Genomic DNA, 15195 nt, shown 5'->3' on the forward strand with positions numbered 1-15195 from the left:
GTCGGATCGGACTGTGGCTGAGCGGGCCCTCGGGCCCCGCGCTCAGCTCTTCTTCGTCTGCTGCTCCGGCTCGCCGACCGGGCGCGAGCTGCTCACGTCACCGGGCGACGCCTGGATCGTCTTCGGCGCGGACTGCTGCGACTCGGCGGTCTTGGAGGCCTCCGCGTCGTCGGAGGAGCCTTCCTTCTTCATCTGCTTGGCCTCGCTCTTGAGGATGCGGGCCGACTTGCCGAGCGAACGGGCCATGTCCGGGAGCTTCTTGGCGCCGAACAGCAGCAGGATGACAAGGAGGATCAGTACGATCTCCATGGGCCTCAGGTTGCCGATCATGTGCCACTACCTTCTCGCCGGGGCGGCGTGTGTCCTTGCCTGCCGTGTGAATCGGACGGGCTGCGCGGTGCTGACGTGCTGGCAGCGATCGTAACCCTGTGGAGTGAACGTCAGGCAATCCCCGTGCGTCCTCCACATTGCGCACGTACTCCGCAACGACGCAGCATCTGGCAGCCTACCCCTCTGATGTCCTTACCAGGAGACCGCCTTCGCGTCCCCTAGGACCTCTCCGGCGGATCCTGCGGGGCCCTGGCGCTCGCCGCGGCCCGCCCGGCGAGCGGCGTCGCAGCCCGCTCCAGGTTCTCCGCCGCCTCGGTGATGCGCACGGAGCTGTCACCCACCGCGCGGGAGAAGCGGCGCACCTCCAGGCCGACCCGGACGGCGAGGACGCCGAGGACGGCGATCCCGCAGAAGGCGAGCGTGAGGAAGAACATGGGCCAGAGCATGGGGTGACCTTAGTACGGGACGGTCCTCGGTACGGGGTGGTCGTTCGGCGGCTACTCGCCGTACGCGGCCAGCGCCTTGCGCGCGGCGTCCCGCGCGCTCTCCGCCAGCTCGCGCGGCTCCGTGATCCGCCCGTCCCTGCCCAGCCGCAGCGCGAGGCGGCGCAGCGAGGCGGGGTCGGGGGTGCGCAGCGTGATCCGCAGCCCGCCGTCGGGCAGCTCCTCCGCGCTGTCGTACGGGTAGTACTCCGCGACCCAGCGCCCGCCGGGCCCGACCTCGACGACGACCTCGGGGTCCTCGGCGGCGGGCTGCACGAGCCCGGCGCTCAGGTCGCGGGGCTCCACGGGCGGCGGGTCGGCGCGCTCGTCCAGCAGCCTTATCGCGGCGATCCGGTCCAGCCGGAAGGTGCGGCGGGCCTCCGAGAGGCGGCACCAGGCCTCGACGTAGGTGTGCCCGACGGCGAAGAGCCGGATGGGGTCCACCTCGCGCTCGGTCAGCTCGTCCCGCGCCGGGGAGTAGTAGCGCAGCCACAGCCTGCGGCGCTCGGCGATGGCCCGGTCGACGTCGGCGAAGACGCCGCTCTCCGACTCGAAGGTGACCGAGAGCCGGGAGCTGGCCCCGGCGTTCTCCCCCGCGGCGTTCTCGAGCTTGGCGGTGGCGCGCTGCAGGGCGTCCCTGTCGCTCTCCCGCAGTCCCGGCAGGGTGGCGACGGCACGGGCCGCGACGAGCAGCGCCGTGGCCTCGTCGGCGGCCAGCCGGAGCGGCTGCGCGGTGTCGCTGCCGAGCGCGTCGGCGTTCCGCCACCAGATGCGCTCGCCGTCGGTGTCGATCTCCAGCAGGTCCCCGCCCCGGAAGCTGGTGCCGCACATGGGCAGCACGTTCAGGTCGGAGATCAGCTCGTCGCCGGTGATCCCGAAGGCCCGCGCGACCTCGTCGACGCGGGCGCCGGGGCGGTCCTTGAGATAGGTGACCAGCGAGAGCATCCTGCGGGTCTGGTCGATGGCGTTCGCGGCCATGTGCGCTCTTTCCCCTCAGCCCTTGGCGACGGCGCGCAGCCGGTCGACCACGTCGGCCCGCAGCTCGGCGGGCTCCAGCACGACGACGTCGGGCCCGAACTCCACGAGCCAGGCGTCCAGTCCGTGCCCGTACGGAATCTCCAGCTCGTCCCAGCCGCCGTCCAGCTCACGGACCTCGGTGGCGCGGGCCCGCAGCGGGTACCCCGCGCCGGAGCGCAGCCGGATACGGGCGCTGCTGGTGGCGCTCTCCCCCGCCCAGCGCTCGACGGCCTCGCGGACGGTGACCTGGTCCGGCACGGGCGCGGTGAAGGCGGCGGCGCGCGAGCGGACGGTGCCGGTGATCCGGGAGAGCCGGAAGACGCGCTCGGCCTTACGGTCGCGGTCGTACCCCGCGAGGTACCAGTGCCCGCGCCAGCACTCCAGCGTCCACGGCTCGACCTGGCGCTTCTCGGCGCGGGCCGCGTTGGACCTGCGGTAGTCGAAGACGACGGGCCTGCGGTCGCGGCAGGCGAGCATCAGCGGCTCGAACGCGGCCTCGCGGGCGGGGATGTGCGGCTCCAGCGTCGTCCCATACTGGCCGCTCTCGCCCTGGCCCTCCGCGCGCTGCTCCTCGCCCGGCATGCCGCCCGCGGCGTGCAGCTTCTGGAGCGCGCCGCTCGCCGCTCCCGCGAGCCGGGCCTGCTGCCAGACGCGGGCCGCCACGCCGAGGGCCGTGGCCTCCTCGGCGTCCAGGGTGATGGGCGGGAGCCGGTTGCTGTCGCGGCGGGCGACGTAGCCGGTCTCGCCGTCCAGGTTCTCCACCGTCTCGATCACGAGCCCCAGCTCGCGCAGGTCGTCCTTGTCCCGCTCGAACATGCGGTTGAAGGACTCGTCGCTGCCGGTCGCGTGGTCGCCGGGCCCGAAGGACGCCCTGTTCGCGGGGCCGAAGGCCTCGACGTAGGCCTCGATCGAGTCCCGCAGCTCCCGTTTGCTGAGCGGGCGCCGGGCTCCCAGGAGGCACAGCGCCAGATTCATCAGCCGCTCGGCCTTGGCAATCGCCATGGGTTCCCTCTTGCCCTCTCTCAAGCTGTCTCGGTGCTCGACCGTACCGCCACGGGAGCGCACGGCAAAAGCCGAGAGCCCTGCCGGGCGGCAGGGCTCTCGGCGCGTACGCACAACGTACGCGGTGGACGCGCGTCCGTCAGACGTGTCAGACGGCGATCAGGTCGCAGACGAAGATCAGGGTCTCGTTCGGCTTGATCCTGCCGCCGCCCGCGCCCTGCTCGCCGTAGGCGAGGTGGGCCGGAATGGTCAGACGGCGACGGCCGCCGACCTTCATGCCCTGCACTCCCCGGTCCCAGCCCGCGATGACCTGTCCGGCACCCACCTGGAACTGGAGCGGACGGCCCCGGTTCCAGCTGGCGTCGAACTCCTCACCGGTGGAGAAGGAGACACCCACGTAGTGGACGGAGACGTTGTCCCCCGCCTTGGCCACGGGACCGTCACCCTCCCACAGGTCCTGGATCTCCAGGTCTGCCGGCGGCTCACCCTCCGGGAAGTCGACCTCGGGCTTGTCGATGCTCACGAAAATGCTCCTACGAACGAATCTTGAGGACAACCGCGCCAGTCTGCCACGGAAGCGGTCACTTCACGTCAAGCACGTCCACGGAGAAGACCACGCCGGACTTGAACTGCTTCTGCTGCTCCTTGGGGAACTTGCTCTTGGGCACGGAGATCACCACGCGGCTGCCCTCCTTGGCGCCCTTGAGCCCCTCCTTCCAGCCCGGGATCTGGCTGACAGGGATCTCCTGGGGGCCGCCCTGCGCCCAGGTGTTGTCGAGCTGCTTGCCGTCCTTCCACAGCTTCGCCGTGAAGTTCGACAGGACGGTGCTCTTGTCGCCGACGGCCTTGCCGTCGCCCTCGACGATCGTCTCGCTGACGAGCTTGTCCGGGCCCTCCTTGCCCTTGGGCATGGTGATGGACGGCGCCTTGTTCTTCTCGACCTTGGTGTCGACCTTGGGCAGATCCGGGTTCTGCGCCTTCTTGGTCGGCTTGCCGTCGATCTGGCTCGGCATGATCTTCTTCAGGTCCACGACGAAGACCAGGGTGGAGTTCCCCGGGATCGTCGGCGGCTGGCCCTGCTTGCCGTACGCCTTCGCGGGCGGGGCGACGATCTCGACGCGGCTGCCGAGCTTCTTGCCGACCAGGGCCTCGTCCCAGCCCTTGATGACCTTGCCGGTGCCGATCTGGAACGTCGCGGGCTGGCCGCGCTTCCAGCTGCTGTCGAACTCCTTGCCGTTCCAGAGCTGGCCCAGGTAGTGGGCGTTCAGCGCGTCGCCCTTCTTGACCGCCGCGCCCTTGCCCTCCTTCAGGACCTTCACGCCCAGCTTCTTGGGCGGGTCGCCCTCGCCCTTCTCGATCTTGGGCTTCTTGCCCATCGCCCCGCTGACAGCGGGCGTACCGCCCTTGGAGTCGGACGAGCTGTCCTCGCTGCCGCACGCCGCAGCCGAGGTGATCAGCAGCGGAACAGCCAGCGCGGCGGCGGTGCGACGCGCGAACTTCGCGGAGAAGTTCCTGGAGACGCGGGGGGTGCGGGGGGTCGATCCCCCGGAGAGATGCAGCATGTGTCCAACTCGCTGTGTAGGGGTAGGTCCGGGCAGTCCTGACAGCCTACGACTACGCCCCCGCGCCCCGGCCACCTGCGACACGAATCCGCCCCCGCCCCGTCAACCCGCGGCGACGCGGTTGACCGGGACAGGGGACGGATGAGCCGGATCACATTCCGGCGATGAGCTTCTCGACCCTCTCGTCGACCGATCGGAAGGGGTCCTTGCACAGCACTGTCCGCTGCGCCTGATCGTTCAGCTTCAGGTGCACCCAGTCGACCGTGAAGTCGCGCCGCTGCTCCTGGGCCCGCCGGATGAAGTCCCCGCGCAGCCGCGCACGGGTGGTCTGGGGCGGGACGGACTTGCCCTCGAAGATCTTGAGATCGTTGCAGATCCGGGCCGCCCTGCCGTTCCGCTCCAGCAGGTAGTAGAGCCCGCGGCGGCGGTGGATGTCGTGGTACGCGAGATCTATCTGGGCGATCCTGGGGTGGGACATCGTGATGTTGTTCTTGTTCCGGTACCGCTCGATGAGCTGGTACTTCATGACCCAGTCGATCTCGGTGTTGATCTTGTCGAGCTCCTGCTCGCGGATCGCGTCCAGCGCGCGGCCCCACAGCTCCAGGACCTGCTCGACCCGGCCCGTACGGATGCCGCGGCGGTCGCAGAAGTCCAGCGCCTTCTCGAAGTACTCCTGCTGGACCTCCAGCGCGGACGCCTCCCGCCCGCTGGCCAGCCGCACCTTCCGCTGGCCCGTGATGTCGTGACTGACCTCACGGATGGCCCGGATCGGGTTCTCCAGCGTCAGGTCACGCATGACCGTGCCCGCCTCGATCATGCGCAGCACGAGATCGGTCGCGCCGACCTTCAGGAGCATGGTCGTCTCGGACATGTTCGAATCGCCGACGATCACATGCAGGCGGCGGTAGCGCTCCGCGTCCGCGTGCGGCTCGTCGCGCGTATTGATGATCGGGCGCGAGCGGGTGGTCGCCGAGCTGACCCCCTCCCAGATGTGCTCGGCGCGCTGGCTGACGCAGTAGACCGCGCCGCGCGGGGTCTGCAGCACCTTGCCCGCGCCGCAGACGAGCTGCCGGGTGACCAGGAACGGGATGAGTACGTCCGCAAGGCGCGAGAACTCCCCGTGGCGGGCCACGAGATAGTTCTCGTGACAGCCGTAGGAGTTGCCCGCCGAGTCGGTGTTGTTCTTGAAGAGATAGACGTCGCCCGCGATCCCTTCCTCGTGCAGGCGGCGTTCGGCGTCGACGAGGAGGCCCTCGAGAATGCGCTCGCCAGACTTGTCGTGGGTGACCAGCTCGGTCACGCTGTCGCACTCCGGAGTCGCGTACTCCGGGTGCGAGCCCACGTCCAGGTAGAGGCGCGCGCCGTTCCGCAGAAACACATTGCTGCTGCGGCCCCATGACACAACACGGCGGAAGAGGTACCGCGCCACTTCGTCGGGGGACAGCCGCCGCTGACCCCGGAACGTACACGTGACGCCGTACTCGTTCTCCAGCCCGAAGATTCGGCGGTCCATGACTGAACATTACGCCTGATGCCCTGTTCTGAAACCGGGTTCGGCGGCACCGTTGCGATCATTTTCGGCACCGCTGACGGGGTTTGACACACCGCCGGGACCTGCGGCGGGGCCGTCGGAGGGACCCTCGCCGGGCGGCGTCATGACCCGCGCGGCCGCCAGCATCACGAGCAGCGCGACGACCCCGCCCGCGCCCGCCAGAGCGAAACCGGCGCCCGTACCGCCGCGCTCGACGACCGGCCCCGTCGCGGCCGTACCGGCCGAGAGCCCCACCCCCATCGTGGTCACCAGCCAGGAGAACGCCTCGGTGACCGTCCCCGGCGGAGCGTGCCGGTCCACGACCACGAAGGCGCAGGCGAGCGACGGCGCCAGGAAGACCCCGGAGAGGCCCATCAGGACGGTCATCGCGCCGGGCCCCGGCACCAGCGCCACCGGCAGATAGCCCGCCGCCAGCAGCGCCACCAGGATCCGCAGCCGCCGCTCGACGACGCCGGGCCACTGCCGCGCCCCGTAGACGACCCCGCCCACCAGCGCGCCGCCGCCCTGGGCCGAGAGCAGATACGTCGAGATGAGCTTGTCACCGTAGTCGTCCGCGTACGCCACCGAGGCCAGGGCCGTCGAGCCCAGGGCGATGCCGACGAAGAAGAACGCGCACAGCAGCGCCAGCAGCCCCGGGGAGCGCAGCGCGCCCAGCCAGTGCGCCGTACGCGGCGAGGAGCGCCACGCGCGCGAGGGCGGCGAGACGACGACGGACAGCGCGCCGAGCACCCCGACGGCGTTGAGCACGAGCAGCGCGGCCGTCTCGCTCCACCACGCGACGAGCAGCGTCACCAGCAGCGGGCCGACGGCGAACATGACCTCCTGGGCCACCGCGTCCAGCGCGTACGCCGCGTGCACGCGCTCCTTCCGCTTGAGCACCCCCGGCCACAGCGCCCGCAGCCCGCCCTCCAGCGGCGGCGTGAAGACCCCGGCCACCAGCACCGCGGCGTACGCGAGCGGGAGCGAGCCGACGCCCCCGACGGCCAGCGTCCCCGCGCCCAGCGCGGACAGCACGACGGCGGGGAACATCACCCGCGGCTGCCCGTGGAGGTCCACGAGCCGCCCCAGCAGCGGCTGGCCCACGGCCGTCGCCAGCCCGTAGACCGCGGAGAGCGCCCCGGCCAGCGCGATGCCGCCGCCCTCGCTCTTCGCGAACAGGGCGATGGCGAGCGGCCCGGTCGCGTTCGGCAGCCTGCCGAGGAGCGTCCCGGCGAGCAGCCTCATCGCGTACCTGGCCCGCAGCAGTTCGGCGTAGCCGTTCGTCATCCGCCAGCCCCCTCCGGCGGGACCCCCGTCCCGCGCTCACGTTGTACGTATAACGTCCGCCGTCATACGTACCATGCGGAGCGAGTCGCGGAGAAGGGAGCGGGTGTGGGCAAGGGCGCCAGGGACGGCAGGGACGGCGCGGAGGCCCGGCCCACGGGGCACGACGTGGCGCGCGCCGCGGGCGTCTCGCAGGCCACCGTCTCGCTGGTCCTGGGCGGCAAGTGGCAGGGCCGGGTCGCGCCCCGCACCGCAGAGAACGTCCGCGAGGCGGCCCGTGCGCTCGGCTACCGCCCCAACCTGGCCGCGCGCAGCCTCCGTACGGGCCGCGCCCGCACCGCGCTGCTCGTCGTCCCCGCGCTGACCAACGATTTCTTCGCGGGCGTCTACACCGGCGCCGTCGAGGTCGCCTCGGCGCACGACTTCGGGCTCGTGCTCTACCCCTCCCCCGAGGGCACGGCGCCCGCCCGCGACCCGTTCGCCTCGGCGCGCGCCGCGCTCGACGGGGTGATCGCCTCATCCATGGCCGTCGAGTCCCTCGCGGAGCTGCGCGCGGGCGGACTGCCGCTGGTGATGCTGGACAGCGACGCCTCGGACGCCGACGCGGCCGTCAACTTCGACGTCGCCGACGGCATGCGCCAGGTCGCCCGCCATCTGCTCGGCCTCGGCCACCGCCGGGTCGCGCACGTGGCCTCCGCCGTGGACTCCTGGACGTTCACCGTCCGCGCCCACGCGCTCGCCCGCACGCTGCGCGAGGCCGGTGCCTCGCTCGTCCGCACCGAGCACGGCGAGCTGTCCGTCACGGGCGGGCTGGAGGCCGCGACGCGGGTGCTGACGGAGACGGGAGCGGCCCCCGCCGCGGGACGCCCGCCGCGCGGCACGGACCCGCCGACGGCGCTCGTGTGCGACGACGACCTGCTCGCCGCCGGCGCGCTCAAGGCGGCACGGCGGCTCGGGCTGCGGGTCCCGGAGGACGTCTCCGTGACCGGCTTCGACGACGTGGCCGTGGCCCGCGCGGTCGAGCCCGAACTGACGACCCTGCGGCTGCCCGCCGCGCGGATGGGCGCCGCCGGGATGCGGGCCCTGCTGGGCGTGCTGGACGACACGGGTACGGAGGAGGGTGACCGGGAGACGCTGCTCCCGGTCACCCTCCTCCCCCGTGCTTCGACGGGACCGGCACCGGCGGAGTGAACGCCGGGACCGGTATCCGCTACGAGTCGGTGCTCTCCTCGCCGGAGCCCTCCGCGGACGCGTCGTCCGCCTCGTCGGACGCGGCGGTGTCGGAGGTGCCCTCCTCCAGCAGACTGGCGACCTGACGGCCCGGCACCCGCTTGAACTTCCGCTGCTGCGGCCGCGACCGGTCCAGGACCGCGACCTCCAGCTGCTCGGCGGTCAGCGTGCGCTCCCCGCCGTTGTTGTCCCGGCCCAGGGACTCCTTCGCCAGCCGGACGGCCTCGCCCAGCGACATGTCGTCCCGGTGGCGCTGATCGAGATACGAGCCGATCGTGTCCGAACTGCCGCCCACGGCGACCGAACCGTGCTCGTCCACGATCGAACCGTCATGCGGGAGGCGGTAGATCTGATCGTCCTCGGGGGCCGCGCCCACCTCGGCGACGATCAGCTCCACCTCGTACGGCTTCTCGGCGTTCGCGGAGAAGATCGTGCCCAGCGTCTGGGCGTAGACGTTCGCCAGGCCGCGGGCTGTGACGTCCTCGCGGTCGTAGGTGTACCCGCGCAGGTCCGCGTAACGGACGCCGCCGATACGGAGGTTCTCGAACTCGTTGTACTTCCCGACCGCCGCGAAGGCGATCCGGTCGTAGATCTCGCTGACCTTGTGCAGTGCGCGCGAGGGATTCTCCGCGACGAACACGATGCCGTCGGCGTACTGCAACACGACCACGCTGCGGCCCCGCGCGATGCCCTTGCGGGCGTACTCGGCACGGTCCGCCATGGCCTGCTGGGGTGAGACATAGAACGGCGTCGACACCGGCTATCCGTCCCTTCCTGTCCTGTACGTGATGGGCTCAGCTCAGGGGTGCCTGCGGCCCGTTGGGCAGATCGAGACGGCCCTCGTGCACCGTCCGCGCGAGCTCGGAGACCTCGGACTCGGCCAGCTTACGGAAACCGTCCTCGGTGATGGATGTGACGATCGGATAGATCCGGCGGGTGAGGTCCGGGCCACCGGTCGCCGAGTCGTCGTCCGCCGCGTCGTAGAGCGCCTGGAGCACGACCAGGGCGGCCTGCTCCTCGGTGAGGTCCTCCCGGTAGAGCTTCTTGAGCGAGCCCCGCGCGAAGACCGATCCCGAGCCGACACCGGCGAAGCCCAGCTCCTCGGAACGGCCGCCCGTGACGTCGTAGGAGAAGATGCGGCCCTTGCCCCGGTCCACGTCGAAGCCCGCGAACAGCGGGACGACGGCGAGGCCTTGGAGCGCCATGCCGAGATTGCTGCGGATCATGGTCGACAGGCGGTTGGCCTTGCCCTCCAGGGAGAGCTGGGAACCCTCGACCTTCTCGAAGTGCTCCAGCTCCAGCTGGAAGAGCTTGACCATCTCGACGGCCAGCCCGGCCGTCCCGGCGATGCCGACGGCGGAGTGCTCGTCGGCCGGGAACACCTTCTCGATGTCCCGCTGGGCGATGACATTGCCCATGGTCGCCCGCCGGTCGCCCGCCAGCACGACGCCGCCGGGGAAGGACACCGCGACGATCGTCGTCCCGTGCGGCACCTGCACAGCACCCTCCACGGGCGGCAGCGGCCGGCTCCCCGGCAGCTGCTCAGGGGCGTGAGCCGACAGGAAGTCCATGAACGACGAGGATCCCGGCGTCAGGAAGGCAGCAGGTAGACGCCCGGTGCTACGAGTTTCGGCTTCCACGAGTTTCCTTCCACGTATCCGATGGCCCGGCGCATCAGCGCGGGGTCGTCCCGCGAATGCCCGAGGGCCGCGTTGCAGTTGAAGCGCAGTGCGCCTCGGACCCTACCCGTTCGGTGATCGTGATCCACGTGCTCCGGGTCGGGCCGCAGGCAGAGGGGGCAGATGCCGAACTGGCTGTCGACGAGCGCCTGCCGCTCGCCGACAGTCATGCCCACATGCCTTCGAAACGAAGGTAGAAGTGCCTACTCCCCGCCCTTTTGAACGAATGAGCGCACGAAATCCTCGGCATTCTCTTCGAGCACATCGTCGATCTCGTCCAGAACGGAGTCCACGTCGTCGGACAGTGCCTCCTGGCGCTCCTTCAGGTCCTCGGAGACCTGCGCGTCCTGCGCCTGCTCGTCGGTTTCCTCGGTCTGGCGCGTGGCCTTCTGCTGTCCGCCGCCGGTGTCCTTGGTCGCCATTTCCCTCACCCCGCTCGGTTCGGTGTGTACGCGAGACGTACAAGATCAGACCCTACAAGCCGGGACTGACATCGGCTCTTTCCTTGCTACAACGTCCGGATGTCACCTCGATGATTCCCGGACGCCGCGTCGATTAGCCGCCGGACAGCACTTTCACCAGCTCTTCCGCGGTGCGACAGCGGTCCAGCAACTCCTTGACGTGATTGCGCGTTCCGCGCAGGGGCTCCAGGGTGGGGACCCGTTGCAGAGAGTCACGGCCGGGCAGGTCGAAGATGACCGAATCCCACGAGGCCGCGGCGACGTCGTCCGCGTACTGCTCCAGGCAGCGGCCGCGGAAGTAGGCCCGGGTGTCCTCCGGGGGCTTGGCGGCGGCCCTGCGGACGTCCTCCTCGGTGGTGAGGCGCTGCATCTTGCCGCGGGCCGCCAGACGGTTGTACAGGCCCTTGTCGGGACGCACGTCGGCGTACTGGAGATCGACCAGGTGGAGGCGTGCCGCGTCCCAGCCGAGCTGGTCACGGCGGCGGTAGCCCTCCATCAGCTCGCGCTTGGCGACCCAGTCCAGCTCGCCGCTGAGGCTCATGGGGTCGCGTTCGAGGCGGTTGAGGACGTCCTCCCAGCGGGCCAGGACGTCCCTGGTCTGCTCGTCGGCGTCCGCGCCCCAGCGCTCCTCGACGTACTTGCGCGCCAGCTCGAAGTACTCCATCTGAAGCTGGACGGCCGTGAGCGTACGCCCGCTGCGCAGGGTCACGAGGCGGCCGAGCGTCGGGTCGTGCGAGACCTGGTGGAGCGTGCGGACGGGCTGGTCGACGGCCAGGTCGACGGCGATGAAGCCGTCCTCGATCATGGACAGGACGAGCGACGTGGTGCCGAGCTTGAGGTAGGTGGAGATCTCCGACAGGTTCGCGTCACCGATGATGACGTGGAGGCGGCGGTACTTCTCGGCGTCCGCGTGCGGCTCGTCCCGCGTGTTGATGATCGGGCGCTTGAGGGTGGTCTCCAGGCCGACCTCGACCTCGAAGTAGTCGGCGCGCTGGCTGAGCTGGAAGCCGTGCTCGCTGCCGTCCTGGCCGAGTCCGACGCGGCCCGCGCCGCAGACGACCTGGCGGGAGACGAAGAACGGCGTCAGGTGGCGCACGATGTCCGAGAACGGGGTCTCCCGCTTCATCAGATAGTTCTCGTGCGTGCCGTACGAGGCGCCCTTGTTGTCGGTGTTGTTCTTGTACAGATGGATGGGCTGGGCGCCCGGCACCTCGGCGGCGCGCTCGGCGGCCTCGGCCATGATGCGCTCGCCGGCCTTGTCCCACAGCACGGCGTCCCGCGGGTTGGTGACCTCGGGCGCGCTGTACTCGGGGTGGGCGTGGTCGACGTACAGCCGGGCGCCGTTCGTGAGGATGACGTTCGCCAGGCCGATGTCCTCGTCGGTGAGCTGGCTGGCGTCGGCGGCCTCGCGCGCGAGGTCGAAGCCGCGGGCGTCCCGCAGCGGGTTCTCCTCCTCGAAGTCCCAGCGGGCGCGTCGCGCCCGGTGCATCGCCGCCGCGTACGCGTTGACGACCTGGGACGAGGTGAGCATGGCATTGGCGTTGGGGTGGCCGGGCACGGAGATCCCGTACTCGGTCTCGATGCCCATTACTCGCCGTACGGTCATGCGGCCCTCCTTGCCTGACGGCGGCCCGCCATTGGGCCACCGCTCAAGTCCCGCTGCGCATCCGGCCCGTATGCGGTCCCCTCGTCCGCACTGCGCGTGGCGGCGGTACGGAAGAGCCTATGACGCACAGGCTGGAGTGGGGAGATCACTCTGCGGACTTCCTTCTGCGGAGTTTGCGCCGGGGGAAACAATCCGGCTGCGGGTGCCCTGGCGGGAACCCGCAGCCGGACTCGCTTCCGCGCTACAGGTACTGACCGGTGTTGGCGACCGTGTCGATGGAACGGCCGGTGTCCGCGCCCTGCTTTCCGGTGACGAGCGTGCGGATGTACACGATCCGCTCGCCCTTCTTGCCGGAGATCCGGGCCCAGTCATCCGGGTTGGTCGTGTTCGGCAGGTCCTCGTTCTCCTTGAACTCGTCCACGCAGGCGGCGAGGAGGTGGGAGACGCGCAGGCCCTTCTGGTTGTGATCGAGGAACGCCTTGATGGCCATCTTCTTGGCACGGCCGACGATGTTCTCGATCATGGCGCCGGAGTTGAAGTCCTTGAAGTAGAGGACTTCCTTGTCGCCGTTGGCGTACGTGACCTCCAGGAAGCGGTTCTCCTCGGACTCCGCGTACATCTGCTCGACGACCGACTGGATCATGGCCTCGACCGCGGCGTCCATGCTGCCGCCGTGCTCGGAGACGTCGTCGGAGTGGAGCGGGAGGTTCGCGGTGAGGTACTTCGAGAAGATGTCCTTGGCCGCCTCGGCGTCCGGGCGCTCGATCTTGATCTTCACATCGAGACGTCCGGGCCGCAGGATCGCGGGGTCGATCATGTCCTCACGGTTGGAGGCACCGATCACGATGACGTTCTCCAGGCCCTCCACGCCGTCGATCTCGGAGAGCAGCTGCGGGACGATGGTGTTCTCCACGTCCGAGCTGACGCCGGATCCGCGGGTGCGGAAGAGGGAGTCCATCTCGTCGAAGAAGACGATGACCGGGGTGCCCTCGCTGGCCTTCTCGCGCGCCCGCTGGAAGACCAGGCGGATGTGCCGCTCGGTCTCGCCGACGTACTTGTTCAGCAGCTCGGGGCCCTTGATGTTGAGGAAGTAGCTCTTCCCCTGGGGCAGGCCGGTGACCTCGGCGACCTTCTTGGCCAGCGAGTTGGCCACCGCCTTGGCGATGAGCGTCTTGCCGCAGCCGGGCGGGCCGTAGAGCAGGACGCCCTTCGGGGGCCGCAGTTCGTGCTCCTTGAAGAGGTCCGGGTAGAGGTACGGCAGCTCGACCGCGTCCCGGATCATCTCGATCTGGCCGCCCAGACCACCGATCTTCGTGTAGTCGATGTCGGGGACCTCTTCGAGGACCAGCTCCTCGACCTCGCTCTTGGGAACGACCTCGTAGACGTACCCGGAGCGGCCTTCCAGGAGGAGGGCGTCACCCGCCCGGAGCGTCGCGTTCAGCAGCGGCTCGGCGAGCCGCACCACGCGCTCCTCGTCCGTGTGGCCGACCACCAGGGCTCGCTCGCCGTCCTCCAGGACCTCCTTGAGGGTGACGATGTCACCGGCGCGCTCGAACTCCATGGCCTCGACCACGTTCAGCGCCTCGTTGAGCATCAGCTCCTGGCCGCGCTGGAGCTCTTCGAGGTCCACATTCGGGCTGACGTTCACCCGGAGCTTGCGGCCGCCTGTGAAGATGTCGGCCGTGCCGTCCTCGTTGGCCTGCAGAAAGACCCCGAAGCCCGCGGGGGGCTGGGCCAGCCGGTCGACCTCCTCCTTGAGGGCCACGATCTGGTCGCGTGCCTCACGGAGAGTGTTGGAGAGCCGCTCGTTCTGCGCTGAGACACCGGCCAGGTTGGTCTGCAGCTCGACGATCCGCTCCTCAAGAATTCGAGTGTGCCGCGGAGAGTCGGCGAGCTTCCGGCGCAGGACGGCGATTTCCTGCTCGAGATAGGCAATCTGGCCGGACGGGTCGTCGGAACCCCGACCGGGCCGGATGCCGCGGTTGATGTCGTCGTCGTGGGCTGCCACGGTCCTCACCTCCTCCAGGGGGAGCTGGACGCTTCGACCCTACCTGGGCCGGTGCGGGTTGAAACCCCTAGATCACAAAGACGGTCGGGGTGTGTCCGATCTTCACCCTTGCGCACTCCCTCACGACTGGGGAATACCCACCCATCACCATCTGAAAGCGACCGGTTGCTGTACCGGTACGTCCAACACCCTTCGAGACGTGCCCTATTCCGCCACGAGCGTGTGCCCTGGGAGGGGCCCCTCAGCCCGTCGGGTTTCGGCCAAGGTCACACGCTGGCGCTGCCCGCGACGGGGCCGGGGGTGAGGGCGAACTTCCCGTCCTTCCACTCCCACTTGACCTTGCGCTGCTTGTCCGGGCAGCAGCGGGGGACCTCGGGCGAGGAGTAGCCGACGAGGGTCGCGGAGATCGTGCGTCCGGAGACCTTGAGGCCCTTCACCGTCATGCCCTCCTTCTGCGACACGAGGGTGGCGGCGACGTGGGCGCGCCCGCCCCGGGCCTCCGGGGCCGTCAGGACGAAGACCGCGCTGGGCGGCGTGCCGCCCTCGGCCTTGCAGCGCACCACGGCGATCGTCTCGGCGGTGCCGTCCCCGTCGAAGTCCGCCGTCCCCTTCTCGACGAGCTGCACCTGCCGCTCGCCCTGGGCCTTCGCCGGGCCGCCGGGGGCGCACCGCAGCGGGTACTCGGCCTTGGCGGCGTCGGGCGCGGTGCTCGCGGGGGCCCGGGTGGCCGTGGGGTTCGCGGTGGCGTCGGATGGCTGAATCAGGGCGGAAGCGCCGAGCAGCGCGGCGAGGGCGGCCGCCGTGGCGACCCAGTGAACCGTGCGGGTGCGGGTGTGCGGCAGTTCCGTCACGCCGGGCGACTCCTGTGAGAGGCGGTGCGGGAGCAAGGTGAGGTGCCAAGCATCGTGCCATACGTCACACCGGCGGGGAACGGTGGGGTCCTGCCCAGGGCCGCTTCGGGGGCGCTTCAACACGAAGGCCCCGCTGTCCGGTTCACGTGGGG

At 70.2% G+C, this 15195-nt stretch carries 16 protein-coding genes; 1 reads left to right on the forward strand and 15 read right to left on the reverse strand.

Translation table 11 applies throughout. The annotated features are described in order from the left end of the window. Positions 1–42: 42 nt before the first annotated feature. The 8 genes from tatA to ACGF3A_RS23695 all read right to left on the reverse strand — a co-directional run bounded on the left by tatA (position 43) and on the right by ACGF3A_RS23695 (position 7211). Positions 43–330, reverse strand: coding sequence for a Sec-independent protein translocase subunit TatA (gene tatA, locus ACGF3A_RS23660; RefSeq protein ID WP_393732248.1), 288 nt, complete (start codon positions 328–330; stop codon positions 43–45). A 218-nt stretch (positions 331–548) separates the two neighbouring features. Then, positions 549–776 (reverse strand): hypothetical protein, encoded by a 228-nt coding sequence (locus tag ACGF3A_RS23665; protein ID WP_393732249.1) that lies wholly within the window; start codon positions 774–776, stop codon positions 549–551. A gap of 51 nt (positions 777–827) precedes the next feature. After that, on the reverse strand, positions 828–1790 hold the full coding sequence (locus ACGF3A_RS23670; protein WP_393732250.1) for a helix-turn-helix transcriptional regulator: 963 nt from the start codon (positions 1788–1790) through the stop codon (positions 828–830). A 15-nt stretch (positions 1791–1805) separates the two neighbouring features. After that, positions 1806–2831 carry a helix-turn-helix transcriptional regulator gene (locus ACGF3A_RS23675; protein ID WP_393732251.1) on the reverse strand — a complete coding sequence of 342 codons (1026 nt, stop codon included), beginning with the start codon at positions 2829–2831 and terminating at the stop codon, positions 1806–1808. Between the two features lie 148 nt (positions 2832–2979). Next, positions 2980–3354, reverse strand: a complete 375-nt coding sequence (locus tag ACGF3A_RS23680) for an FKBP-type peptidyl-prolyl cis-trans isomerase (RefSeq protein ID WP_393732252.1) — start codon at positions 3352–3354, stop codon at positions 2980–2982. A gap of 58 nt (positions 3355–3412) precedes the next feature. Then, a complete protein-coding gene (locus tag ACGF3A_RS23685) occupies positions 3413–4393 on the reverse strand; it encodes an FKBP-type peptidyl-prolyl cis-trans isomerase (protein WP_393732253.1) in 981 nt (326 codons plus the stop codon). A gap of 151 nt (positions 4394–4544) precedes the next feature. After that, the gene (gene pafA / locus ACGF3A_RS23690; RefSeq protein WP_393732254.1) at positions 4545–5906 is read right to left on the reverse strand and encodes a Pup--protein ligase; all 1362 of its coding nucleotides are present in this window, start codon (positions 5904–5906) and stop codon (positions 4545–4547) included. 9 nt (positions 5907–5915) lie between these two features. Continuing rightward, on the reverse strand, positions 5916–7211 hold the full coding sequence (locus tag ACGF3A_RS23695; RefSeq protein ID WP_393732255.1) for an MFS transporter: 1296 nt from the start codon (positions 7209–7211) through the stop codon (positions 5916–5918). 105 nt (positions 7212–7316) lie between these two features. On the opposite strand from ACGF3A_RS23695, the gene ACGF3A_RS23700 reads away from it, so the two are divergent. Further along, positions 7317–8399 carry a LacI family DNA-binding transcriptional regulator gene (locus tag ACGF3A_RS23700; protein ID WP_393732256.1) on the forward strand — a complete coding sequence of 361 codons (1083 nt, stop codon included), beginning with the start codon at positions 7317–7319 and terminating at the stop codon, positions 8397–8399. A 19-nt stretch (positions 8400–8418) separates the two neighbouring features. Here ACGF3A_RS23700 and prcA read toward each other — a convergent pair whose 3' ends face one another. The 7 genes from prcA to ACGF3A_RS23735 all read right to left on the reverse strand — a co-directional run bounded on the left by prcA (position 8419) and on the right by ACGF3A_RS23735 (position 15043). Then, a complete protein-coding gene (gene prcA, locus ACGF3A_RS23705) occupies positions 8419–9195 on the reverse strand; it encodes a proteasome subunit alpha (protein WP_393732257.1) in 777 nt (258 codons plus the stop codon). A 37-nt stretch (positions 9196–9232) separates the two neighbouring features. Next, entirely contained in the window at positions 9233–10078 is an 846-nt protein-coding gene (prcB, locus tag ACGF3A_RS23710; protein ID WP_393732258.1) for a proteasome subunit beta, read from the reverse strand. Continuing rightward, positions 10030–10293: an endonuclease VII domain-containing protein gene (locus ACGF3A_RS23715; RefSeq protein ID WP_393732259.1), complete on the reverse strand. Its 264-nt coding sequence runs from the start codon at positions 10291–10293 to the stop codon at positions 10030–10032. The genes prcB and ACGF3A_RS23715 overlap by 49 nt, the downstream gene beginning before the upstream one ends. Positions 10294–10320: 27 nt before the next feature. Beyond that, positions 10321–10539 (reverse strand): ubiquitin-like protein Pup, encoded by a 219-nt coding sequence (locus ACGF3A_RS23720; protein ID WP_393732260.1) that lies wholly within the window; start codon positions 10537–10539, stop codon positions 10321–10323. Positions 10540–10672: 133 nt separating this feature from the next. Then, complete coding sequence (gene dop, locus ACGF3A_RS23725; RefSeq protein WP_393732261.1) at positions 10673–12184, reverse strand: depupylase/deamidase Dop; 1512 nt, start codon at positions 12182–12184, stop codon at positions 10673–10675. 241 nt (positions 12185–12425) lie between these two features. After that, complete coding sequence (arc, locus tag ACGF3A_RS23730; RefSeq protein ID WP_393732262.1) at positions 12426–14192, reverse strand: proteasome ATPase; 1767 nt, start codon at positions 14190–14192, stop codon at positions 12426–12428. Positions 14193–14458: 266 nt separating this feature from the next. After that, a complete protein-coding gene (locus ACGF3A_RS23735) occupies positions 14459–15043 on the reverse strand; it encodes a hypothetical protein (RefSeq protein WP_393732263.1) in 585 nt (194 codons plus the stop codon). Between the last annotated feature and the right edge of the window lie 152 nt (positions 15044–15195).

The sequence above is a fragment of the Streptomyces sp. NPDC048172 genome (assembly GCF_043202595.1).
Classification (GTDB): Bacteria; Actinomycetota; Actinomycetes; order Streptomycetales; family Streptomycetaceae; genus Streptomyces.

Bases quoted from the DNA above. Each gene is read 5' to 3' on its own strand.
- ACGF3A_RS23720 (WP_393732260.1), bottom strand. From the start codon at position 10,539: ATGGCGACCAAGGACACCGGCGGCGGACAGCAGAAGGCCACGCGCCAG.
- ACGF3A_RS23665 (WP_393732249.1), bottom strand. From the start codon at position 776: ATGCTCTGGCCCATGTTCTTCCTCACGCTCGCCTTCTGCGGGATCGCC.
- pafA (WP_393732254.1), bottom strand. From the start codon at position 5,906: ATGGACCGCCGAATCTTCGGGCTGGAGAACGAGTACGGCGTCACGTGT.
- dop (WP_393732261.1), bottom strand. From the start codon at position 12,184: ATGACCGTACGGCGAGTAATGGGCATCGAGACCGAGTACGGGATCTCC.
- ACGF3A_RS23695 (WP_393732255.1), bottom strand. From the start codon at position 7,211: ATGACGAACGGCTACGCCGAACTGCTGCGGGCCAGGTACGCGATGAGG.
- tatA (WP_393732248.1), bottom strand. From the start codon at position 330: ATGATCGGCAACCTGAGGCCCATGGAGATCGTACTGATCCTCCTTGTC.
- ACGF3A_RS23675 (WP_393732251.1), bottom strand. From the start codon at position 2,831: ATGGCGATTGCCAAGGCCGAGCGGCTGATGAATCTGGCGCTGTGCCTC.
- ACGF3A_RS23685 (WP_393732253.1), bottom strand. From the start codon at position 4,393: ATGCTGCATCTCTCCGGGGGATCGACCCCCCGCACCCCCCGCGTCTCC.
- ACGF3A_RS23670 (WP_393732250.1), bottom strand. From the start codon at position 1,790: ATGGCCGCGAACGCCATCGACCAGACCCGCAGGATGCTCTCGCTGGTC.